This is a genomic window from Massilia sp. 01N417 (assembly GCF_056399645.1).
On record NZ_JBFTRS010000031.1, the window covers coordinates 54,012 to 76,391 of the forward strand.

The following is a 22,380-nucleotide window of genomic DNA, read 5'->3' on the forward strand; positions in this document are numbered from 1 at the left end:
CACGATCACTCGTAACGCCTTCATTGCTTACTACTGAATTCTGGTAGGCCGTGCTGGGCTCGAACCAGCGACCAACGGATTAAAAGTCCGCTGCTCTACCAACTGAGCTAACGACCCGAAAGAAGCAAGATTATAGGTTCAATCAGCCGGGCTGTCAAACGCTCATGAGCGGACTCATTTCAGCGCGGCCAGGCGGTCCTTGGCGGTTGCCGCGGCGGCCGTGTCCGGGAACTTCGAGACTAGCTGCTGCAGTACCTTCTTGGCGTTCTTCTTGTCCTTCAGTTCGATGTAGTTGCTGGCGATGTTCAGCATCGCGTCGGGCGCCTTCGGGCTGGTGCCGTAGTTCGAGACGACTGCTTCCTGGGCCGCGATCGCGTTCTTGTAGTCGCGCTGGGCGTAGTAGGCGTTGCCGAGCCAGTACTGGGCGTTGGCGGCGTAGGCCGAGTCCGGGAAACGGCGTACGAAATCCTGCAGCGCGGCGGCGGCGGACTTGTAGTCGCCGGACTTGAACAGCTCCATCGCGGTGTCGTAGGATTTCTTTTCGGACGGCAGCACTTCGGCGGTCTGGCCGTCGATGGTTTCCTGGCGCGGCTCGAGCTTCTTGATGCGGGCGTCGAGGTCGGCGTACAGGTCCCGCTGGTTCTTCTGCGAGGTGGCGATCTGGTTTGCCAGCACTTCGAGCTGGCCGCGCAGGCGGGCGATTTCCTGCATCGTTTCCTCTTGATGGTTCAGCATCTCGAGGGTCGCGGTCTTGTCCGATTTGGTGTCGATGCGCGCGTTGACGTCGCGTGCCAGGGCGTCGACCTTGGCGCGCAGGTCGAGGATGGCGCGGCGCGCTTCATCGTCGTCGAGCAGGCCGGCGCTCGCGTGCAGGGGCAGCCAGGCGGCAAAGGCGAGGGCGATGGCCGCAAGGCGGGACTGGGACGGTTTGATCATTTATCTGACTCTTCCTAAGCATTACGGGGCGGGATGCAGTCTGCACCGCATCCCGCCCCGCTGTCAATCAGCCGAGTATGTCCGGATTATTGATAGACGATGTCGGCGCGGCGGTTTTCAGCCCAAGCCGCTTCGTTGCTGCCGGTTGCTTTCGGCTTTTCCTTGCCCAGCGAGACGGCTTCCATCTGGCTGTCGGACACGCCCAGGGCGCCCATTGCCTTGCGCACGGCTTCGGCACGCTTCTGGCCCAGGGCCAGGTTGTACTCGGTGCCGCCGCGCTCGTCGGTGTTACCCTGGATCAGCACTTTACGCTGCTTGTTCTTGGTCAGGTAAGCCGAGTGGTTCTCGACGACCGGCTTGCCGTCGTCGCGCACTGCGTAGCTGTCGAAGTCGAAGTAGACGCTACGGTTGGCCAGAACGCCTTTCGGGTCGTTCAGCGGATCCACGGTGCCGGTCTCGACCGGACGGACGTCACGGCTGGTGTCGGCCGGCGGCGCTGCCTGGGCGACCGGGGTCTTTTCGACCACCGGGGTTTCTTGCAGTTTGGTCGACGAGCAGGCCGACAGCAGGGCGGCGGCCGAAACGATGAAGGCTACAGTTTTTACGTTGCGCATGGGTTTTCTCCTGGTCAAAAAATATTTACTTCATGAAGGGGCCCCAGCTGGGCTCCTTGATGTTTCCCGCCTGAGTCGACAGTCGCTGCTTTACACGTCCGTCGACGGACACCACGGCCAGCGAGGCTCGCCCGCCGCCCTTGTTGGCATACATGATGTATTTGCCGTTTGGCGAAAAACTCGGTTCAGTGGCCCCATCGGCCAAGCGCTGTTCCTGGCCGCTTGCCAGGTCCATCGCATACAAGGAGAAAACCCCATCGCGTTGGGAAATCCACGCCAGCGTCTTGCCGTCCGGGGATACACGAGGGCTGATGTTATAGCTTCCATTGAACGTGACGCGGGAGGCCTGGCCACCGTTCACGCTCATTTTGTAAATCTGCGGACCGCCGCTGCGGTCGCTGACGAAATACACGCTCTGGCCGTCGGCCGAGAACTGCGGCTCGGTGTCGATGCCATTGCTGGTGGTCAGGCGGTGCATGCCGCTGCCGTCGGCGTTCACGATGAACACCTGGGTATTGCCGGTCTTCGACAGGGCGAGGGCCAATTTGGTGCCGTCGGGCGACCAGGACGGCGCCGAATTGCTGCCCTTTTCGTTGGCGATGATGGCGCGCTGGCCGGTCACCAGGTTCTGCACGTAGATGATCGGCTTCTGCTTTTCGAAAGAAACGTAAGCGACCTTGGTGCCGTCCGGCGACCAGGCCGGCGAGATGATCGCTTCGCGGCCGAAGGCGGCAACCTGTTCGTTTTCGCCGTCGGCATCCGCCACCACCAGCTCGTAGCTGTGGTTGCCGTTGCCGCGGTTCACCTTCACGTAGGAGATACGGGTCGAGAAGATGCCGCGCACGCCGGTCAGCTTTTCATAGATGTCGTCGGCGATGCGGTGGGCTTCCAGGCGGGTGTTGCGCGCACCGACGGCGTCCGACAGTTGCGACAGCTGGGTTTGCTTGACGGTGTCGAGCAGCTTGTAGCGGACCTGCAGGCGGCCGTCCGCCAGGCGGCTGACGGAGCCAACCACCAGCGCATCGGCGCCGCTGGCCTTGAAAGCGCCGAGGTCGATGCTGGCGGTGTCGGAGATGGCCTGGCGCGCATCGATCACCTTGAACACGCCGCTGCGTTCGAGGTCGGCGCGGATGATGGCGGATACCTGTTCCGGCGCCACGGATTCGTCGGCGAAGGCCGCGACCGCGACCGGGATCTGGGTGCCGCTCACGCCGGCAATTTCGACGCGCACCTGGGCGTGCGCGGCCACGCCCATCAACAGGGTGGCCGAAAATAGCAGGGAATGTAATTTCTTCATAAATGTCTCAGCTAAGGTTTGAGTCGAGCGGGTCAGTTCATTTCCTTCAGTTTGAAACCGACCTGAACAGAACGCTCTACCGTACCATCTTTCTTCTTCGGTAGCGGTGACGATTTGTTAATACCGCGCTCCACGGCTTCGTCGAAAGCCGGGATGCCGCTGCTCTTGGTCTTGCGAACCGACAGGATTTCACCGGTCGGCAATTGCTCCACCTGGAAAACGACTTCCGGATTACCCGGCACATCCGTGCTGCCCGGGTAGCTCGTATTACCCTTGATCTTCGCCGCGATGCTGGCGATATAACCCTTGTCGATGCGCGGCGCGGTCGATTTCTCGGCGCTGCCGGTGCTGCCCGGATTACCCGCGCCCGACATCAGGCGTTTCATTTCCTCGTTACGCAGTTTGTCCAGCTTGGCGGCTTCGGCTTTCTCGGCTTTCGCCTTGGCGAGTTTCTCGGCCTTTTCCTTGGCCAGCTTTTCTTTTTCGGCCAGTTTCTTCTTCTCGGCCTCTTCTTCTTTTCTCGCCAGTTCCTCGGCTTTTTTCTTTTCTTCTTCGCGCGCCTTTTTCTCGGCCAGCGCTTTTTCTTTCTTTTCTTCTTCGCGTTTCTGCTGGGCGAGCTCGCGTTCGCGCTCGGCCTTTTCTTCTTCTTTACGCTTCAGTTCTTCCTTGCGTTTCTTCTCGCGCTCGAGCGCGATGTCCGGCTGCTTCGGCGGCGCCGGTTCGGCCACCGGCGGAGGCTCGGCCACGCGCGGCGTCGGCGGCGGCGGGGTTTCCGGCTGCGGCTCCGGCTGGGGTTCCGGTTCGGGTTGCGGCGGCGCCGGCGGGGCCGCCTGCTGCACGCTCGTATCCCAGACCTCGGCCTCGACCGCTACCGGCTGGTTATTGGTCCAGTTGATGCCGACCACCAGGAAGGCCAGCAGCAGGGCGTGCACACCCACCGCCAGGCCGATCGAGGGCCAGCGGTTCGGTTCCGGCGGCACCTGGTAGTGCGAACCGCCGATGGCATTGCTGTTCTGCTTCGTTGCCGACATCAACTTTTCTTTTCGTTACTGAGTGGCCAGACCGACCCGGTTGATGCCCATCTTCTTGGCTTCCGAGATCAGCTGGATCACATTGTCATACTTGCTTTCGCGGTCGCCGGAAATCATCACCGGATAGTCCGGATGCTCGGCATGGATCGCGCGCAGGCGGTCGACCAGGGCATCGCGGCTCGACACTTCCTCGAACGCCTGCGCCTGCTTGCCGCTGATGCCGATCTGCAGCCGCGCGTCGCTCTTCACCACGATATTGATGTAGTCGGCCGGCGGCTGGGTCGAGCGCTCGGCAGTGGGCAGCTTGATCTCGCTGGGGTTCTGCGTCGGCGGTACCGCCATGAAAATGATGAGCAGCACCAGCATCACGTCGATATACGGCACGACGTTGATTTCGGACTTCAGCTTGCGGCGTCCGCTGCGCAGGTTGCTGTTGAATGCCATGTTCTTACCTCGATCCCGAAGCGATCAGCGCGACTGGCGCTGGAGGATGTTCGAGAATTCCTCGACGAAGCTTTCGAAGCGGATCGCGAGACGGTCGATATCGTGGGTGAAACGGTTGTAGGCGACCACGGCCGGGATTGCCGCGAACAGGCCGATAGCGGTGGCGATCAGCGCTTCGGCGATGCCGGGGGCGACGGTGGCCAGGGTTGCCTGCTGCACGTTGGCCAGGCCGCGGAAGGCGTTCATGATGCCCCACACGGTGCCCAGCAGGCCGATGTACGGCGACACCGAGCCGACCGAGGCCAGGAAGTTCAGGTGGGTGTCCAGGTGATCGAGTTCGCGGTGGAAGGCGGCGCGCATCGCGCGGCGGGCGCCGTCCAGCACGGCGCCGAGGTCGAGGGCGTCGCGGGCAGCCTGCTTGCCCTTGATGAACTCGCCCATGCCGGCTTCGAAGATGCGGGCCAGCGGACCGCTCTGGTCGCGCTGGGTGCTGGCGCTCTGGTGCAGGGTGTGCAGGTTGCCGCCGGCCCAGAAGTTGCGTTCGAACTGTTCGGTCAGGCGGCGCGCGGCGCGGATCGCGAACAGCTTGCGGAAAATATAGGTCCAGCTGATCACGGAAATCGCGAACAGCAGGAGCATGATCAATTTGACCAGGAAGTGCGCGTGGGCGATCAGTTCAATGAAAGAGAGGTCTTGGACTGCGTTCATCAGTAGTTTTGGTCAAATGTATTTCAGTTGGACAGCATTTTAGCAGCGGCAGAGTCGGGAAGGGGGCGAGGGCGCATCGTTTTTGCATCGACGCAGCCCACTTTCACGTTCGCGGTCGAGAGCAGGGTATCGCCACGCCAGGCCTGCTGCGCGAACTGGACCGATGCGCGGCCGAGCTTTTCCACGGTAAGGCGGAGCGTCAGTTCGTCGTCCAGGCGCGCGGACGACAGGTAATCGACGCTTGCGCTGCGGACCACGAAGGCGGCGCTTTCCTCGTCGAGCAGGGTTTGCTGGTGAATGCCGAGCGAACGCAGCCATTCGGTGCGCGCACGTTCGAAGAACTTCAGGTAATTGGCGTAGTACACGATGCCGCCGGCGTCGGTGTCTTCGTAATAGACCCGTACTGTCCAGGTGAAAACTGAAGGCATTTCAGCTGCCATAAATGAAAATGGGAAACATTTTACGCGATTTTCGGCAGGCCTATGTACGCTGACGAACATAGGCCGCGGAAAGCCGTTGCGGCCCAATGGCTAGGCCGTTATCAATCGGGCATTAGTAGACGTGAGCCATGCATACTCAGCCAACAACTGTAACACTTTCTCACAAATCGTGTCGCTACGGTTACATGGCTGATCTAGCGCAAACCGCCGTCGAATCAAGCCTGGGTGCGTTTGATGTTGAAAGGCGAGAAGCCCTGGCAGGTCGGCATCATCTCGATCAGGTTGACGTTGATGTGCGCGGGCAGGGTGGCGATCCAGTAGGCGGTTTCCGCGATGTCTTCGGCGGTGAGCGGCTGGGTGCCTTCGTAGACCTTGGCGGCGGCCGCGTCATCGCCCTTCAGGCGCACGTTCGAGAATTCGGTGCCGCCGCACAGGCCGGGCGCCAGGTTGGTGGCGCGTACGCCGGTGCCGACCAGGTCGGCGCGCAGGTTCAGCGTGAACTGTTCGACGAAGGCCTTGGTGGCGCCGTAGACATTGCCGCCCGGGTAGGGGTAATGGCCGGCGACCGAGCCGAGGTTGATGATCGTGCCGCTGCCGCGCTCCACCATCGACGGCAGCAGCGCATGGGTCATCGTCACCAGGCCGCGGACGTTGGTGTCGATCATGGTGTTCCAGTCTTCCAGCGGGACCTCGTGGGCCGGCTTGGTGTTCAGCGCCAGGCCCGCGTTATTGATCAGGACGTCGATCTGGCGCCAGGATTGCGGCAGCATCGACAGCGCTTCCTCGATCGAGGCCTTGTCGGTGACATCCATCGCGACCGGCAGCGCCGATTCGCCCAGCTCGCGGGCCAGCGCCTCCAGGCGCTCCTTGCGCCGCGCCGCCAGCACCACCTGGTGGCCGTTCTTGACGAAGGTGCGCGCCATCGCGGCGCCGAAGCCGGCCGATGCGCCGGTAATGAATACGATCATGATGGATCCCGGTTGGTGTGAGTTGAACCCCGAGATTGTAGCCGAAATGACCATCCGCGGAGAGGTGGGACGCCCGCTCGCCGCCCTTGCCGGCCAGTCAACGGGTTCCTTGCACGCCGGGCGTGACTTCCCTTACAATCGGGAGTTCCATTTACGTCTCACGTAACTGGCGAAAACCGCCTGCCGGCGGCGAAGGTGGATATCCACCGGGGAGCGTGAGATGTCGTTTGCCGTTCGCCTGGGCAGCCTTCGACTGGTACGCTTCGTATCGCGGCTGCCTTGTTTCTCGCTCCCGCCTTGGTTCAGCTGCCTGTTGCCTGGTACTCTTATCGATTGGAGTTTTTTCATGTTTGCAAAAGATCACACGCTCGCCAACGTCGACCCGGAACTGTGGGATGCGATCCAGAAGGAAAACACCCGCCAGCAAGACCACATCGAGCTGATCGCATCCGAGAACTACACCTCGCCGGCAGTGATGCAGGCCCAGGGCTCCCAGCTGACCAATAAATACGCCGAAGGTTATCCGGGCAAGCGTTACTACGGCGGCTGCGAATACGTCGACATCGCCGAGCAGCTGGCGATCGACCGCGTCAAGCAACTGTTCGGCGCCGAGGCCGCCAACGTGCAGCCGAACTCGGGCTCGCAGGCCAACCAGGGCGTGTTCTTCGCCATGCTGAAGCCGGGCGACACCATCATGGGCATGTCGCTGGCGGAAGGCGGCCACCTGACCCACGGCATGGCGCTGAACATGTCGGGTAAATGGTTCAACGTCATTTCCTACGGCCTGACCGAGCAGGAAGACATCGACTACGAGCAGATGGAAGCCCTGGCCCGCGAGCACAAGCCGAAGCTGATCATCGCCGGCGCCTCCGCCTTCTCGCTGCGCATCGATTTCGAGCGCTTCGCCAAGGTCGCCAAGGAAATCGGCGCCTATTTCATGGTCGACATGGCCCACTACGCCGGCCTGATCGCCGCGGGCGAATACCCGAACCCGGTGCCTTACGCCGACTTCGTCACCTCGACCACCCACAAATCCCTGCGCGGCCCGCGCGGCGGCATCATCCTGATGAAGGCCGAGCACGAGAAGGCCATCAACTCGGCGATCTTCCCGGGCATCCAGGGCGGTCCGCTGATGCACGTGATCGCCGGCAAGGCCGTCGCCTTCAAGGAAGCGCTGTCGCCGGAGTTCAAGGAATACCAGCAGCAGGTGGTCAAGAACGCCAAGGCCCTGGCCGACGCCCTGATTTCGCGCGGCCTGCGCATCGTGTCCGGCCGTACCGAGTCGCACGTGATGCTGGTCGACCTGCGTTCGAAAGGCCTCACCGGCAAGGAAGCGGAAGCCATCCTGGGCCAGGCACACATGACCTGCAACAAGAACGGCATTCCGAACGACCCGCAGAAGCCTTTCGTGACCTCCGGCATCCGCCTCGGCAGCCCGGCCTTCACCACCCGCGGCTTCAAGGAAGAGGACGCCACCAAGGTGGGCAACCTGATCGCCGACGTGCTGGACAACCCGCACGACGCCGCGACCATCGAGCGCGTCAAGCTTGAGGTCAAGAAACTGACCGACAAGTACCCGGTCTACGCAGCATAACGCGTCAACAGCGCAGCAGCCCCGGCGACCATGAAATGTCCTTTCTGTCAGCATGAAGACACCCAGGTCCTCGATACCCGCGTATCCGAGGAAGGGGACTCCATCCGCCGACGGCGCCGCTGCGCCCAGTGCGACAAGCGCTTCACCACCTACGAGCGCGTCGAACTGTCGATGCCGATCATCGTGAAGAAGAACGGCAGCCGTACCGAATTCGAATCCTCCAAACTGCGCGGCAGCCTGATGCTGGCCCTGCGCAAGCGTCCCGTGGCCGCCGGCGCCATCGACGCCGCCGTTGCCTCGATCGAGGAAAAACTGCTGACCAGCGGCCGCCGCGAGGTCGACAGCGTTCACGTCGGCGAACTCGTGATGCAGGAACTCAAGCGTCTCGACAAGATCGCCTACATCCGTTTCGCGTCCGTCTACAAGAACTTCGAAGACCTGGCCGAGTTCCAGGAAGCCATCGCCGAAGTCGGTCCGGGCGCGAAAACCCCATCCAATTAAAGTTCCGTTCGAACGCTTGAGCCGCCGCCACGGCTGACTTGAGCCCGCCTGATAACTTCTGGTCTCCCTGATCGAGACCTGGAGGTATCGTATGCGCGGCCGTCGTGCCCTCGTCGCCAGCGCCGGCTTCACGCTGGTGGAAGTGCTGGTGGCCTTGTTCGTCGTCGCCTTCGGCGTCGCCGGGGCGGCGGCCGTGCAGACCGGCGCCGTGCGCATGGCGGACGAGGCCGCGCGCCTGTCCGACGGCCTGCGCCTGGCGGCCTCGCTGGCCCAGCGCATGCGCGCGAATCCGGTCGCGATGGCGCTGCCCGATACCGCCAATCCCTATCTCCAGTTCGATACCGATGCCGGCGCGGCCATGCCGGCCGCGGTCTCCTGCTATGGCGACGCCGATTGCGATCCCATGCAGATGGCCGGCTTCGACCTCGGCGAAACCGCGGCGCAGCTGGCCGGCCGCTTCCCCGGCGCGCGCCTGCGCGTCTGCCGCGACGGCCAGCCGACGGATGCGGACGGCTTGCCGGCCTGGCCCTGCAGCGGCGAGCCCGGCGCGCCGGTCGCCATCAAGCTGGGCTGGCGCGGCAAGCCGGGTGAGCGGGACGCGCCGGCCCTGTTCCTGACGCTCGGGACGGCGGCGCCATGAGGCGGCTTTCCCGTCTGCCGCAAGCGGGCCTGACCCTGGTCGAGATGATGGTGGCCCTCGCCGTCGGCCTGGCGGTCGTGCTGTCCGCGGCCCGGCTGCTGGCCCTGGCGAACGTCGCCTACGCCGCCCAGACGGAAAGCGCGGCCCTCGACGATGCCGGCCGCAATGCCCTCGAACTGCTCGGCCGCGCGGTGCGCCAGGCCGCGTACGCCGATCCGACGCAGCTCGACCTTTCCTCACCCGTCGACGGTTTGCCGGCCCGCCTGGCGGGGCTCGATGCGCGCTCGCTCGGCGCCACGACGGCCGGCATCGCCGTGCCCCTGGCGGCGGTGGCGAACGGCAGCGACGTGCTGGCCGTGCGCTTTCCCGGCGCCGGGACGGGCAGCGGCGACGGCAGCGTGGTCGATTGCGCAGGCTTCACGGTCGCCGCCGGCGAAGAAGGCTGGAGCATTTTCTACGTGGCGAAGAACGGCGACGGCGAGCCCGAGCTGCGCTGCAAGTACCGCGGCGCAAGTAACTGGAGCGCGGACGCCGTGCTTACCGGCGTCGACAGCTTCCAGGTGCTCTACGGCCTGGACACCGATACCCCGCGCGACGGCGCCGCCAACCGCTACGTGAATGCGGATGCGATCCGCGCACTGGACGCGGCACTGCCGGCCGGCCTGCCGCCGCAGGAATTCAATCGCCGCACGCACTGGAAACGCGTGGTCAGCGTGCGCGTCGGCCTGCTGCTGCACGGCACGCGGCCGACCCGGCAGGATCGCGCGAGCCGCGAATTCCAGCTGTTCGGGCCGCTCCACGCGGCCGGCGCGGCAAAGAGCGATGTCGGCACGGTGCTGCGCGAGGATGCGCTGCCGGACAAGCTGCGGCGGCGCGAGCGCAGGCTGTTTTCCACGACCGTGGCGCTGCCGGCGGAGGCCCCATGAGCTTGCCGTCGTCACTGCATCCCGGGCGCCGGCGCGGCGCCGCATTGGTGTGCGCACTGGTGCTGATGCTGGCGGCCATGCTGGTAGGCGTTTCGGTATCGCGCATCGCATTCGCATCGATCGCCGCCGCCCGCGCCGAACGCGAGCGCGGCCTTGCCTACGATGCCGCCGAAGCCGCCTTGCTGGATGCCGAGCGCGACATTGCCGGGCTGGCTGCGGGCGCCAGCCCGGCCCGCGCCGCGCTGTTCACGCCTGCCGGCGCCGGCGGTTTCGCCGAGGGCTGCGGCCGCGCCGGCAGCGCGCGCGGGCTCTGCCTGGCAAGCTCGCCGGAGGCCTGGCAGGCCCAGGACCTGGCGGATCCCGGCAATCCAGTCATGGTGCCTTACGGACATTACACCGGCGCGAACATGGCGACCGGCAAGGGCTTGCTGCCCGCCCAGCCGCCGGCCTACCTAATTGAGCGGATCGCACCGCCGGGCGCCGGCGCATCCCTCGGCAGTTTCTACCGGATCACCGCGATCGGTTTCGGCAGCCAGGCATCCATGCGGGTCGTGCTGCAGTCCGTGTACCGCAAGCCGAAACCGGCGCCGCCGGGCGGCGCACCGCCTGGCGGTGCCCCCAGCGAGCCGGAGGCCGGCGAACCCGCGCCGGACGATGCCGGCCCGCCGGATGGAGCGGGGCCACCGAATCCCGCCGCGCCCACGCCACCGGCCGTCCAACTGCCCGCCGGACGCATCGCCTGGCGCGAAATCGCCAACTGGCCGCGGCTGCATGCCGAGGCCATCGAATGAGAAACCCGGAAATGAAGAACCCGATAAATCAAGAGGAAACGAGAACCATGAAGGTGCAGCCCGGCTTTACCCTGATCGAGATGCTGATCGTGATGGCCATCCTGTCCATCCTGGCGGCGGTGGCTTACCCGAGCTACGCAAGTCACATCGTGCGGACCAAGCGTACCGAAGGGCAGATCGCCCTGATCGAAGCGATGCAGCAACAGGAGCGCTACCACATGCAGCACAACAGCTATCTCGCCTTCTCCTCCGGCAGCGAGGACGCCCGGGCCCAGGGATTCCGCTGGTGGTCCGGCGCGAGCGCAGCGGCGAGCTTCTACGAGCTGGATGCGCGCGCCTGCCCGGACCGCGACATCGCCGACTGCGTCCAGTTGCGCGCCCGTCCCGGCACCGCGAAGGTCGACAGCCGCTTCCGCGATCCGGAGTGCGGCGCACTGACCATCGACAGCCTCGGCGCGCAGGCGGCCCAGGGCAGCGGCCGCTGCTGGCAATGAAGAGCTGGCGCCGGCGGCGCGGCGGCTTTTCGCTGATCGAGCTGCTGGCCGTGCTGGCGATCGCCGCCATCCTGCTGGGCGTGGGTGCGCCGAATCTGCGCGAGCTGATCCGCACCCAGCAGCTCAAGACCGCCACCGGCGACCTGTTCGCCGCCATCGGCATGGCGCGCGCCCAGGCGCTGGCGCGCGGCGAGGTCGTCACCGTGTTGCCGAAAGGGCAGGGCGGTGCCGACTGGCGGCGCGGCTGGACCGTCTTCATCGACCGCGACGGCGACCGCCAGCCGGGGCCCGGCGACACCATCCTGGCCGAGCACGGTCCGCTGGCGCAGGGGCTGGCGGTCGGCTTTTCCTTCACCAGCCCGGCGCCGCCTTTCTATATCGCCTACAATGGCGCCGGGCGCAGCTGCCGCGACAGCAACCCGGCGGCGGCGCGCTATGGCACGCTGTCGCTGTTCCACGGCGGCGCCATCCGGCGTATTAAAATCAATATGCTGGGCCGGGCCCGCAACTGCGATCCGGCGCGCGACAAGTCCTGCGACGGACCCGCCGCGCCGCCATAACGAACCGAATGAAACCAACGTGTTGATACTGAGCGATACCGAAGGCATGGCCCTGGCGCTGGAATGGGCGGCCAAGGGCATGTACATCACCGCGCCGAATCCGCGCATCGGCTGCGTGATCGTGCGCGACGGCGAAGTGATCGGCGCCGGCCACACCCAGCCGGCCGGGCAGGCGCATGCCGAAATCCAGGCCCTGCGCGACGCCCAGACGCGCGGCAACGATGTGCGCGGCGCCACCGCCTACGTTACCTTGGAACCCTGCAGCCACCACGGCCGCACGCCGCCGTGCTCGAATGCGCTGATCCAGGCAGGGCTCGGGCGCGTGGTGGCGTCGATGGTCGATCCGAATCCGCTGGTGGCCGGACGCGGCCTGGCGCAGCTGGAAGCGGCCGGCATCGCGGTCAGCTCGGGCATCCTGGCGGACCAGGCGTATGAACTGAACATCGGTTTCTTCAACCGCATGCGCTTCAAGAAGCCCTGGGTGCGCCTGAAGACGGCCGCCAGCCTGGACGGGGCAACCGCGCTGGCGTCCGGCGAAAGCCAGTGGATCACCAGTCCGGAGGCGCGCGCCGACGGCCACGCCTGGCGCGCCCGCGCCCAGGTCATCCTGACCGGAATCGGCACCGTCAAGGCCGACGATCCGCAGCTGACCGTACGCATGCTCGATAAACTGAGCGATACGCCGATGCAGCCGCGCCGCGTGATCGTCGACAGCCGCCTCGATATCGATCCGGGCGCGCGCATCCTGCAGGGCGAGCCGTGCTGGATCGTCGCGGCACAGACGAGCGCGGAGAAGGAAGCAAAGCTGCGCGCCGCCGGCCACGAAGTCATCATGCTGCCCAACAGCGCCGGCAAGGTCGACCTGCCGGCGCTGATGCTGGAACTGGGCCGGCGCGAGATCAACGAGGTGCACGTGGAGGCGGGTAGCAAGCTGAACGCCTCGCTGGTGCGCGAAGGCTGCGTCGACGAGCTGCTGGTCTATCTGGCGCCGAGCCTGATCGGGCCGGGGCAGGGCATGTTCGCGCTGCCGCCGCTGGCGCAGCTGAAGGATAAATTCGCATTGCGCTTCCACGGCGTGCAGCAGGTCGGCCCCGACCTGCGCATCCTGGCGCGTTTCAATCATCAAGAAAAGGAATGAGGATGTTTACTGGAATCGTCGCTGCGGTGGGCAGCATCCAATCGGTCAAGCCGCTCGAAGGCGGTTCCTTCGCCGGCGTGCGCCTGCAGATCGAGGCCGGCGGCCTGGGACTGGACGACGTCGCGCTGGGCGACTCGATCGCCATCAACGGTGCCTGCATGACCGTGGTCGAAAAGGCCGGCAACGCCTTCGCGGTGGACGTCTCGCGCGAAAGCCTGAACCGCACCGCCGGCTTGGACCAGCCGGGCGAAGTAAACCTGGAAAAGGCGCTGACCCTGGCCGAACGCCTCGGCGGCCACCTGGTCTCGGGTCACGTCGACGGCCTCGGCACGGTGCACAGCTTCGAGCCGATCGGCGAATCCTTCAAGCTCGTCATCGACGCCCCGCTGGAGCTGGGCAAGTACCTGGCCTATAAAGGCTCGATCGTGGTGAACGGCGTCTCGCTGACCGTCAACAGCGTCGAGGACCTCGAAGCGAATGGCGACAAGGTCTGCCGCTTCTCGATCAACCTGATCCCGCACACGATCGCCGTCACCACCCTCAAGCACCTGCATGCCGGCGCCAAGGTGAACCTCGAGATCGACCTGATCGCGCGCTACGTCGAGCGCATGCTGACGGCCGCCAAGGCCTGATTCCGCGCCCGGCGCCTGCCGGGCAGATTTTCTCCGATCCCCTGCTATTTAGCGTAGACTGCCTGCTGGAAATTAATCCAGTAGGCAGGGCATTCGCTCGCCTGTATTTACCGCAGAATAAAACAGACAAAGGGGACCCCCGGGATGAATCACACGGCATCCATCGAATTGAAGACGGTACTCAAGGGCGCGGCGCTGGTCGCCCTGCTGGCCGCGGCCGGGCTCAGCTCGGCGGAAGGCATGCGCAGCTACCGCTCGCTGGCGATTTCCGGCGACGGCGAACGCCTGGTCGCGATCGAGGCCAGCGAAGGCGAAGCCAAGAGCGGCCCGCGCATCGTGGTGCGCGACACCGCGACCGGCAAGATCGTCTCGACCTTCGTGCAGTCCGATTGCACCCAGTGCCGCATCGAGGCGCCGGTATGGTCGCCGGACCAGAAGGCGATGGCCTTGATCAGCACCGACGCGAAAGCCGGCACCGCCACCGTCAACGTGCTGCGCGACGGCAAGCTGACGCCGGTGGCCGTCGTCAAGGGCGTGGCGAATACCGTGCGCTGGTCCTCTGACGGCCGCCAGCTGGCCTTCCTCGCCACCGTCGGCGCCAAAAAGCTGACCGGCGCGGTGGAGGCGGGCGCGCGCCAGATCGGCGAGATCGGCGTGGCCGAGCAGGAAGACGAGCAGCGCATCGCCGTGGTATCGAGCAGCGGCGGCGACTTCAAGCTGGTGTCGCCAAGCGATACCTTCATCTACGAATACGACTGGACGCCGGACGGCAAGGGCTTCGTCGTCACCAGCGCCAAGGGCAACGGCGACAACAACTGGTGGATCGCGACCCTCGGCCACGTCGATGCCGCGAGCGGCAAGCTGCGCGTGCTGGCGGCGCCGAAGATGCAGATGAATATGCCGCACGTGTCGCCGGATGGGAAGACGGTCGCCTTCATCGGTGGCCTGATGAGCGACTTCGGCTCGGTCGGCGGCGACGTCTACACGGTGTCGATCGACGGCGGCGAACCGGTCGACGTGACCCCGGGCTTTGCCGGCACCTTCAACGGCATCGCCTGGCGCGGCAAGCAGGTACTGGCGTCGGTACTGGCCGACGCCGACGCCGCCGTGGTCGCGGTCGACCCGGCCGCGAAGAGCAGCCGCGTGCTGTGGAAGGGCCCGGTCACGGCCTCCGCTTCGCGCGACGGCCGCTTCGTGTTCAGCCTCGATGGCAAGGTCGCGGCCTCGGTGCATGAGGACTACGAGCACGCGCCGCGCATCGTCGCCGGCCGCCTGCCGGAGATGAACCCGGTCACCCACGACAACGACGCCTTCGGGCCGGTGGTGTCCGCGCAGAGCGTCGCCTGGACCAACGAAGGCTTCAAGGTGCAGGGCTGGCTGGTCGGTCCGCGCCAGCTCGACGCCGGCAAGACCTACCCGATGATTGTGCAGGTGCACGGCGGTCCCGCTGCGGCAGCTACCCCGCGCTACATCTCCGGGGGCGAGGGCGGCAACTCGCTGGTGCGCGAGCTGGTCAAGGAAGGCTATTTCGTGTTCATGCCGAACCCGCGCGGCAGCTACGGCCAGGGATCGAGCTTCACCAGCGCCAACCGGAAGGACTTCGGCGGTGGCGACTGGCGCGACATCCTGGCCGGCGTCGACGCCGCCATCAGGCAGGCGCCGGTGGACGGGAACCGCCTGGGCCTGATGGGCCACTCCTACGGTGGCTTCATGACGATGTGGGGCGTAACCCACAGCCAGCGCTTCAAGGCGGCAGTCGCCGGCGCCGGCATCGCCAACTGGATCAGCTACTACGGCCAGAACGGCATCGACCAGTGGATGGTGCCCTTCTTCGGCGCCACCATGTACGACAACCCGGCCGTGTACCGCGCGGCCTCGCCGATCGAGTCGATCAAGGCCGCGAAGACGCCGACCCTGATCTATGTGGGCGAACGCGACGTCGAGTGCCCGCCGGCGCAGTCGCTGGAGTTCTGGCACGGGCTGAAGGCGATGGGCGTGCCGACCACCCTGGTGATCTACGAAGGCGAGGGGCATGCCTTGCGCAAGCCGGAGCACCAGAAGGACTTGCGCGCGCGCGAAATCGGCTGGTTCAACAAGTATCTGAAGTAAGCACGAGATGAAAAAGCTTTTACCTGCCGCCTGCCTGGCGATGTGCGGGGCGGGCGGCGCCTTCGCGCAAGACACCGCCAGGCAGGAGCCCGTCAAGGCCGAAGGCCAGCCGCAACAGGTCAAGGTCAGCGGCACCCGCACCGACGATACCGAAACGCGCCGCCTGTCCACGGCGGCGAAGCTGGTGGTGGGGCGCGAGGAACTCGAACGCAACGGCGACACCAGCCTCGGCGAAGTGCTCAAGCGCCTGCCGGGCATCACGATGTCCGGCGCGCCGGGGACCGGCGGCAGCGTCCAGATGCGTGGCCTCGGCAATGGCTACACCCAGGTGCTGGTGAATGGCGAGCGTCCGCCGCCAGGCTTTTCGGTCGAATCGATTCCGCCCGACCAGGTGGAGCGCATCGAGATCATGCGCGGTGCGGTCGCCGACCAGAGCACCCAGGCGATCGCCGGCACCGTCAACGTCATCCTGCGCCAGGGCTACCGGCAGAAGGACACGCAGCTGCGCATTGCCGACAATATTCAGCAGGGCCGCCATGGCGCGAACGTGTCCGTGACCGTGCCGGGCAAGAGCGGCCAGCTCACGTGGACGCTGAACGCCACCGTGTCGGAAAGCCGGCCGCACACCGACGTCACCGCCCGCGACGCCGACCTGCTGGCCGACGGCCGCTATCAACGCCTGCAGCTCATCAAAAGCGAAGGCGAGGGCAGGTCGCGTGCATTGAACCTGGCGCCGCGCCTGTCCTGGAAATTCGACAACGGCGATACGCTCAACTTCCAGCCCTTCGTGTCCGCCAATCGCAACCACAGCGTGAACGACGCGCCGGTCGACCAGGTCATCGGCATCGTTTCGCCGGATTTCGTGCTCCAGCACGCAGACTCGCGGACGACCGGGACGATGGCGCGCGGCCTTGGCGACTGGACCCACAGGATGGACGGCGGCGCGAAGCTGGAACTCAAGTTCAGCGCCGGCATCAACCGCAGCGACAGCGACAGCCTGCGCAACAACTACGGCGAGGGCGGCGCGCTGAACCGGGTCCTGAGCGACGTCGATCGCGAGCGCCAGCGCAGCATCTCGAACAGCGGCAAGTACAGCCGCCCGCTGGGCGAAGGCCATCACTTCGCGGCGGGCTGGGATGGCGAGGCCGGGCACCTGGCGCTGGTCCACCGGGCCGAAGGCGACAACAATCCCCTGTACGAGGCCTCGGGCGCGAACCTGTCCGCCGACACCCGCCGCCTGGCCCTGTTCGCACAGGGCGAGTGGGACATCAGCAGCCAGTGGTCCGGCTACCTGGGCCTGCGCTGGGAAGGCATCCGCAGCACCAGCGACAGTCCCGGCTACGCGGTGAAGAACACCAGCAGCGTATGGAGCCCGGTGTTGCACACCGTGTACCGCATTCCCGGTTCCAAACGCGACCAGGTGCGCGCCAGCCTGACCCGGAGCTACAAGGCGCCCGTGCTGGACGATCTGATCGCGGCGCCTTCGTTCACCAGCGATAACCACCCGACCCGCCCGGACCGCACGGGCAATCCGAATCTGAAGCCGGAACTGGCAACGGGCATCGACCTGGCCTACGAGCACTACCTGAGCCGCAGCGGGATCCTGTCGGCCAGCGCCTTCCTGCGCGACATCGACGACCTGATGCGCCGCCAGACGGCGCTGCATTCGACCAGCATCGGTCCGCGCTGGGTGTCCACGCCGGCCAACATCGGCCATGCGCGCACGAGTGGCGTCGAGCTGGAAGCCAAGTTCCAGCTGGCCGAAGTGCTCGCCGGGGCGCCGGACCTGGACCTGCGCGCCAATTACAGCCGCTACCGGTCGAGCGTCGACGACATCCCCGGCCCCAATAACCGGCTCGAGCGGCAGGCCAGGCAGACCGCCAACGTCGGCCTCGATTACCGCGTAAAGAACGCGCCGCTGACGGTTGGCGGCAACGTCAACTGGACGCCGCCGACCGTGGTCCAGAGCAGCGTGGCCGAGCTGTACACGACCGGCATGAAGCGCCAGCTCGACCTGTATGGATTGTGGAAGTTCAGCGCCAATACGCAGTTGCGGATTTCGGGGAACAACCTGCTGCCGCGCAGGTATGAGACTGCGCGGGTGGTTGATCTCGGCGACTTGGCGCAGGCCCTGGATACGTCGGTGCGGACTTATTCGACGCTGGGTGTGCGGCTCGAACTGAAGATCTAAGCAAGCAGGGTGGGCACCCCGTGCCCGCGCGCAGCCAACGAACCACGAACATAAGGCGTGGGCACGGCGTGCCCGCCCTGCGAACTCACTGCGGGGCCTTCTGGCCCCCGGCGGCAACAGCTACCTGCGCCGCCTTCTCCGGATTCAACACCACCTGCACGTAGTTGTCCGGCTTCAGATAACGCTGCGCCGCCGCCTTCAGGTCCGCCACGCTCAGCTTCTGCACTTCCTTGTCGAAGGTAAGGATGGTGGCCGGGTCGGTGCCCTCGGTCAGCGAGGTTTGCAGCGCGGCCAGCCAGTAGCCGTTTTCCTTCAGCGACTTGCGGTAGGTCTGCAGCCAGTTGGTCTTGACCTTGTCGAGGTCGGCCTGGTCCGGGCCCTGGGTGCGCATGCGCTCGATTTCGGCGAAGGTTGCGTTGACCACCTTGTCGACGTTTTCCGGACCGGTCGGCAGGGTCACGCCGACCGTGTAGTGGCTGTAGGGGATGCGCGTCATCGAGGCTTCCATGCCGCCGCCGTAGATCAGGCCCAGCTTCTCGCGCAGCACGTCGATGATGCGGATGTTCATCACCTCGGTCAGGGCCGACAGGCGCAGTTCTTCGAGTTCGTTGACCTCGGCGGCGCCGGTGAAGGTCAGCGAGACCGTGCTCTTGTCGTCAAGGCCGCTGTTGACTTCCTTCTTGACCACGCCTTTCACGGGGCGGATGCCGAGGTCGCGGAAGGCGACCGGGATGTCCGGGGTCGGCAGGCTGGCCAGGTAGGTGGACAGCAGGGGCTTGATGGCGTTGACGTCGAAGCTGCCGACGAAGATGAAGGTCAGGTCCTTGGCGCTGGAAAAGCGCTGGCGGTAGATGGCGATCGCGCGGTCGAGGTCGATGCTGGCGAAGTCCTCGGGCTTCAGGGCGCGCGGGGCGCGCGGATTGTCGCCGTACAGGGTCTTGACCAGCACGTCGCCGAACATGGCGCCCGGCTGCGACGCGCGGTTGCGCGCCAGTTCGATCTGCTTGCCGATGAAGGATTTGTACAGGTTTTCGTCGCGGCGCACGCCGGCGAACTTCAGCCACACCATCTGCAGCATGGTCTCGATGTCGGTGGCGCCCGCGGTGCCGGCGACCACGTCGGTGTTGTTGCCCAGGCCGGCGCTGACGGCGGCCGCCTTGCCGGCCAGGATCTTGCGCATGTCGAGCGGCGAAAAATCCTTCAGGCCCATCGCGGCGACGATGGTGTCGGCGTAGCGCGCGTTGTACATGTCCTTGGTGTCGAACAGGCTCTGGCCGCCGAAGCGGGCGGCGCTCATCAGCACCTGGTCGTTGCGGAAGCTGGTCGGCTTGAGGATCACCTTGACGCCGTTCGACAGCACCAGGCTGGTGGTGCCGAGACGCTCGTCGCGGCTCTCGGAAACGATGCTGCCGGGGGCGGGCGGCTGGTCCATCAGCTGCGCTGCCACCGCCTTCTCGTCGTGGGCCTTGACGTCGCGGCGTTCGGCGGCGGCGACCGCGGCCAGCAGCTGCTCGCCGGTCGGTATCGCGGCGGCTTCCTTGGCCGGGCCGGTATAGATCACCAGCTTGCCCGAATCGGCGGGGATGGTGCGGCGCGCGTAGGCGTTGATCTCCGCGACCGTGATGCCGGGCAGGAGCTGGTTCACGTAGCGGTATTCGTTCTCGATGCCGGGGATCGATTCGCCTTCGAGGAAGTTGCGGATGTATTCGGCAGCCAGGCCGCCCGAATCGGTCTTGTCGCGTTCGTTCCAGGCGCGCTCGTAGGTGCGCATCACGCCTTTCTTCATCCGATCGAGTTCCGCCTCGCTGAAGCCGAAGCGGCGCGCGCGTTCGTTTTCCTGCACCAGGGCGTCGATGGCCGGGGTGGCGCCGCCTTCGCCCAGCGCCGCCATCGCGTTGTAGGAGCGGTAGCGCGGCGTCAGGCGGCCCAGCGCGCTGCTGGCGCCCATGAAGGGCGGCGAGGGCAGTTGCGCCAGCTCGGACAGGCGCTGGTTCAGCATGCCGGCGAACAGTCCCTCGATCAGCTGCTCGCGGTAGCCGCCGATGGTGGCGCGTTCGCTGAAGGGCAGCACCGGATAGCGGATCAGGACCGAGGCCGGGCCGGCTTCCTTGTCGGTCACGACCAGTGCTTCCGTTTCGAGACGGGGCGCGATCTGGGCATAGGCGCGCGGGCGCGGCGAGGCCGGATTCTTCAGGCCCGCGAAGTGGCGCTTGATCAGCTGCTCGGCCTGGACCGGGTCGATGTCGCCGACCGCCACCACCGCCATCAGGTCGGGCCGGTACCAGTCGCGGTAGAAGCGGCGCAGGGCCTCCGGCTTGAAGCTGCGCAGGGTGTCTTCCTTGCCGATCGGAAGGCGCTCGGCATAGCGCGAGCCGTTGTACATCTTCGGCATCAGCACCTTCTGCATGCGGTCGCCCGCGCCTTTGCCGAGGCGCAGCTCTTCGAGCACGATGTCGCGCTCCTTGTCGATGTCGGCGTCGTTCAGGGTCAGGCCTTGCGCCCAGTCCTGCAGCACCTGGAAGGCTTTATCGAGATCCTGCCTGCGCTCGGCCGGCACCGGCAGCACGTAGACGGTTTCGTCGAAGGAGGTGTAGGCGTTCAGGTCGGCGCCGAACTTGACGCCGATCGACTGCAGGTAGGACACCAGCTCGTGCTTCTTGAAATGGGTCGAACCGTTGAAGGCCATGTGCTCCGTGAAGTGGGCCAGGCCCTGCTGGTCTTCGTCCTCGAGGATGGAGCCGGCCTTCACCACCAGGCGCAGCTCCAGCTTGTGCTCGGGCTTGCGGTTCTTCTGGATGTAGTAGGTGAGGCCGTTTGGCAGCTTGCCGACCTTGAGCTGGGGCGCGACCGGCAGCGGGGCATTCAGGTCGAGGCCCGCCGCGCCGGCCAGCGGGGCGGTAAGCAGGATGGCGGTGAGCAGGGTGGTACGGGCAAGGCGGACGAACATGCGAGATGCTCCGGTTGAGCAATAAAAAATCATTCTACCCTGCGCGCCCCATTGCACAGTTGTTGCCGAACACCATAGTTGCACCGAAAGAGTGCGGCGGTCGTTGTCAATATGCAACAATCCTCCGAGCCCGGCAGTGGCCGGCCGCGCTCCAGGCCGCGATTGCCGCCATCCGGCCCGGTGAAAGCCTGGCAAATCCATTAAAATAGCGGGTTTCCGCACTGCCCTCGAGGAACCCGCATGCCCATCTCCACCACCCAGGAAATCGTCGACGAACTGCGCGCAGGGCGCATGGTCATTCTGGTCGACGAGGAAGACCGCGAGAACGAGGGCGACCTGGTGCTCGCCGCCGAACACGTCACGCCCGAAGCGATCAACTTCATGATCCGCCACGCGCGCGGCCTGGTCTGCCTGACCCTGTCGGAAGAGATCTGCGACCGCCTCGAACTGCCGATGATGACGACCCGCAACGGTACCTCCTTCGGCACCAATTTCACGGTCTCGATCGAGGCGGCCGAAGGTGTCACCACCGGCATCTCGGCGGCCGACCGCGCCCGCACCATCCAGGTGGCGGTGGCGAAGGACGCGAAACCGGAAGACCTGGTCCAGCCGGGCCATATCTTCCCGCTGCGCGCAGTGAAGGGCGGGGTGCTGATGCGCGCCGGCCATACCGAGGCGGGCTGCGACCTGACCGAGATGGCGGGCCTGACGCCGGCTTCCGTGATCTGCGAGATCATCAAGGAAGACGGCACCATGGCGCGCCTGCCGGACCTGCTCGAGTTCGCCGAGGAGCACAAGCTGAAGATCGGCACCATCGCCGACCTGATCCACTATCGCAGCCAGACCGAATCGCTGGTCGAGCGCGTGGCCGAGCGCCAGCTGTCGACGGTGCACGGCGAGTTCAATGTGGTCGCCTTCCGCGACAAGCCGAGCGGCTGCGCCCACCTGGCGCTGGTGCACGGTACCCCGGAAGCCGGCAAGGAAACCCTGGTGCGCGTGCACCAGCCGGTCTCGATCGTCGACCTGCTGGACAACCGCGCCACCTCGCACTCGTGGAACCTGTCGGCGGCGATGCAGGCGATCCAGGCGGCCGACGCCGGCGTCATCGTGCTGCTGAACTGCGGTGAGACGGCAGACGAGCTGTTCGCCCAGTTCGCGGACAAGTCGGCGCCACGGCAAGGCGGCCGCGCGGCGAATCTCGACCTGCGCACCTACGGCATCGGCGCCCAGATCCTCAAGCAGGTGGGCGTGTGCAAGATGAAGCTGCTGGCGAATCCGCGCAAGATGCCGTCGATGGTCGGTTTCGACCTCGAGGTGACGGGTTACCTGGCCAAGCCGGAAGCGTAAAAATCGAGCGTATCAGGCGCGAGCGAAGCGCCTGACGCGCTACCATTCAAACATTTACAGTAAACAGAAAAA

General features: G+C 65.7%; 21 protein-coding genes, 1 tRNA gene and 1 riboswitch. Of the genes, 12 read left to right on the top strand and 10 right to left on the bottom strand.

Annotated features, from left to right (window positions below):
* Positions 1-41: 41 nt before the first annotated feature.
* The 9 genes from AC1DOQ_RS24955 to AC1DOQ_RS24995 all read right to left on the bottom strand — a co-directional run bounded on the left by AC1DOQ_RS24955 (position 42) and on the right by AC1DOQ_RS24995 (position 6,438).
* Positions 42-117 (bottom strand) — tRNA-Lys (locus AC1DOQ_RS24955).
* Between the two features lie 57 nt (positions 118-174).
* Positions 175-936 (bottom strand): tol-pal system protein YbgF, encoded by a 762-nt coding sequence (gene ybgF / locus AC1DOQ_RS24960; RefSeq protein ID WP_477370444.1) that lies wholly within the window; start codon positions 934-936, stop codon positions 175-177.
* An 86-nt stretch (positions 937-1,022) separates the two neighbouring features.
* Positions 1,023-1,550, bottom strand: coding sequence for a peptidoglycan-associated lipoprotein Pal (gene pal / locus AC1DOQ_RS24965; RefSeq protein ID WP_477370447.1), 528 nt, complete (start codon positions 1,548-1,550; stop codon positions 1,023-1,025).
* A 25-nt stretch (positions 1,551-1,575) separates the two neighbouring features.
* Positions 1,576-2,847, bottom strand: coding sequence for a Tol-Pal system beta propeller repeat protein TolB (gene tolB, locus AC1DOQ_RS24970; RefSeq protein ID WP_477370450.1), 1,272 nt, complete (start codon positions 2,845-2,847; stop codon positions 1,576-1,578).
* Between the two features lie 32 nt (positions 2,848-2,879).
* Entirely contained in the window at positions 2,880-3,878 is a 999-nt protein-coding gene (gene tolA, locus AC1DOQ_RS24975) for a cell envelope integrity protein TolA (protein WP_477370453.1), read from the bottom strand.
* A gap of 15 nt (positions 3,879-3,893) precedes the next feature.
* The gene (locus AC1DOQ_RS24980; RefSeq protein ID WP_477370456.1) at positions 3,894-4,322 is read right to left on the bottom strand and encodes a biopolymer transporter ExbD; all 429 of its coding nucleotides are present in this window, start codon (positions 4,320-4,322) and stop codon (positions 3,894-3,896) included.
* A 24-nt stretch (positions 4,323-4,346) separates the two neighbouring features.
* Positions 4,347-5,030, bottom strand: a complete 684-nt coding sequence (gene tolQ / locus AC1DOQ_RS24985) for a protein TolQ (protein ID WP_442121615.1) — start codon at positions 5,028-5,030, stop codon at positions 4,347-4,349.
* Positions 5,031-5,053: 23 nt separating this feature from the next.
* Complete coding sequence (ybgC, locus tag AC1DOQ_RS24990) at positions 5,054-5,458, bottom strand: tol-pal system-associated acyl-CoA thioesterase (RefSeq protein ID WP_477370459.1); 405 nt, start codon at positions 5,456-5,458, stop codon at positions 5,054-5,056.
* A gap of 227 nt (positions 5,459-5,685) precedes the next feature.
* Positions 5,686-6,438 carry an SDR family oxidoreductase gene (locus AC1DOQ_RS24995; protein ID WP_477370462.1) on the bottom strand — a complete coding sequence of 251 codons (753 nt, stop codon included), beginning with the start codon at positions 6,436-6,438 and terminating at the stop codon, positions 5,686-5,688.
* A 152-nt stretch (positions 6,439-6,590) separates the two neighbouring features.
* Positions 6,591-6,689: riboswitch (ZMP/ZTP riboswitch) on the top strand.
* A gap of 95 nt (positions 6,690-6,784) precedes the next feature.
* Here AC1DOQ_RS24995 and glyA point away from each other — a divergent pair.
* The 11 genes from glyA to AC1DOQ_RS25050 all read left to right on the top strand — a co-directional run bounded on the left by glyA (position 6,785) and on the right by AC1DOQ_RS25050 (position 18,014).
* Positions 6,785-8,032, top strand: coding sequence for a serine hydroxymethyltransferase (glyA, locus tag AC1DOQ_RS25000; RefSeq protein ID WP_477370465.1), 1,248 nt, complete (start codon positions 6,785-6,787; stop codon positions 8,030-8,032).
* Between the two features lie 30 nt (positions 8,033-8,062).
* On the top strand, positions 8,063-8,533 hold the full coding sequence (gene nrdR, locus AC1DOQ_RS25005) for a transcriptional regulator NrdR (RefSeq protein WP_477370468.1): 471 nt from the start codon (positions 8,063-8,065) through the stop codon (positions 8,531-8,533).
* A 91-nt stretch (positions 8,534-8,624) separates the two neighbouring features.
* Positions 8,625-9,173 (top strand): type IV pilus modification protein PilV, encoded by a 549-nt coding sequence (gene pilV, locus AC1DOQ_RS25010; protein WP_477370471.1) that lies wholly within the window; start codon positions 8,625-8,627, stop codon positions 9,171-9,173.
* Positions 9,170-10,099 carry a PilW family protein gene (locus tag AC1DOQ_RS25015; protein ID WP_477370474.1) on the top strand — a complete coding sequence of 310 codons (930 nt, stop codon included), beginning with the start codon at positions 9,170-9,172 and terminating at the stop codon, positions 10,097-10,099. Before pilV ends, AC1DOQ_RS25015 begins: the two co-directional genes overlap by 4 nt.
* A complete protein-coding gene (locus AC1DOQ_RS25020) occupies positions 10,096-10,890 on the top strand; it encodes a pilus assembly PilX family protein (protein WP_477370477.1) in 795 nt (264 codons plus the stop codon). The genes AC1DOQ_RS25015 and AC1DOQ_RS25020 overlap by 4 nt, the downstream gene beginning before the upstream one ends.
* Positions 10,891-10,937: 47 nt before the next feature.
* Positions 10,938-11,384 (top strand): type IV pilin protein, encoded by a 447-nt coding sequence (locus AC1DOQ_RS25025; RefSeq protein WP_477370480.1) that lies wholly within the window; start codon positions 10,938-10,940, stop codon positions 11,382-11,384.
* A complete protein-coding gene (locus AC1DOQ_RS25030; protein WP_477370483.1) occupies positions 11,381-11,944 on the top strand; it encodes a GspH/FimT family pseudopilin in 564 nt (187 codons plus the stop codon). The genes AC1DOQ_RS25025 and AC1DOQ_RS25030 overlap by 4 nt, the downstream gene beginning before the upstream one ends.
* 46 nt (positions 11,945-11,990) lie before the next feature.
* Entirely contained in the window at positions 11,991-13,082 is a 1,092-nt protein-coding gene (gene ribD, locus AC1DOQ_RS25035; protein ID WP_477370517.1) for a bifunctional diaminohydroxyphosphoribosylaminopyrimidine deaminase/5-amino-6-(5-phosphoribosylamino)uracil reductase RibD, read from the top strand.
* Positions 13,083-13,084: 2 nt separating this feature from the next.
* Positions 13,085-13,714, top strand: coding sequence for a riboflavin synthase (locus AC1DOQ_RS25040; RefSeq protein WP_477370486.1), 630 nt, complete (start codon positions 13,085-13,087; stop codon positions 13,712-13,714).
* 144 nt (positions 13,715-13,858) lie between these two features.
* Complete coding sequence (locus AC1DOQ_RS25045; RefSeq protein ID WP_477370488.1) at positions 13,859-15,823, top strand: S9 family peptidase; 1,965 nt, start codon at positions 13,859-13,861, stop codon at positions 15,821-15,823.
* A 7-nt stretch (positions 15,824-15,830) separates the two neighbouring features.
* Entirely contained in the window at positions 15,831-18,014 is a 2,184-nt protein-coding gene (locus AC1DOQ_RS25050) for a TonB-dependent receptor plug domain-containing protein (RefSeq protein ID WP_477370491.1), read from the top strand.
* Between the two features lie 85 nt (positions 18,015-18,099).
* Here AC1DOQ_RS25050 and AC1DOQ_RS25055 read toward each other — a convergent pair whose 3' ends face one another.
* Positions 18,100-20,961 carry a M16 family metallopeptidase gene (locus AC1DOQ_RS25055; protein ID WP_477370494.1) on the bottom strand — a complete coding sequence of 954 codons (2,862 nt, stop codon included), beginning with the start codon at positions 20,959-20,961 and terminating at the stop codon, positions 18,100-18,102.
* Positions 20,962-21,201: 240 nt separating this feature from the next.
* Here AC1DOQ_RS25055 and ribBA point away from each other — a divergent pair, with 240 nt between their 5' ends.
* Complete coding sequence (ribBA, locus tag AC1DOQ_RS25060; RefSeq protein WP_477370497.1) at positions 21,202-22,308, top strand: bifunctional 3,4-dihydroxy-2-butanone-4-phosphate synthase/GTP cyclohydrolase II; 1,107 nt, start codon at positions 21,202-21,204, stop codon at positions 22,306-22,308.
* Positions 22,309-22,380 lie beyond the last annotated feature (72 nt).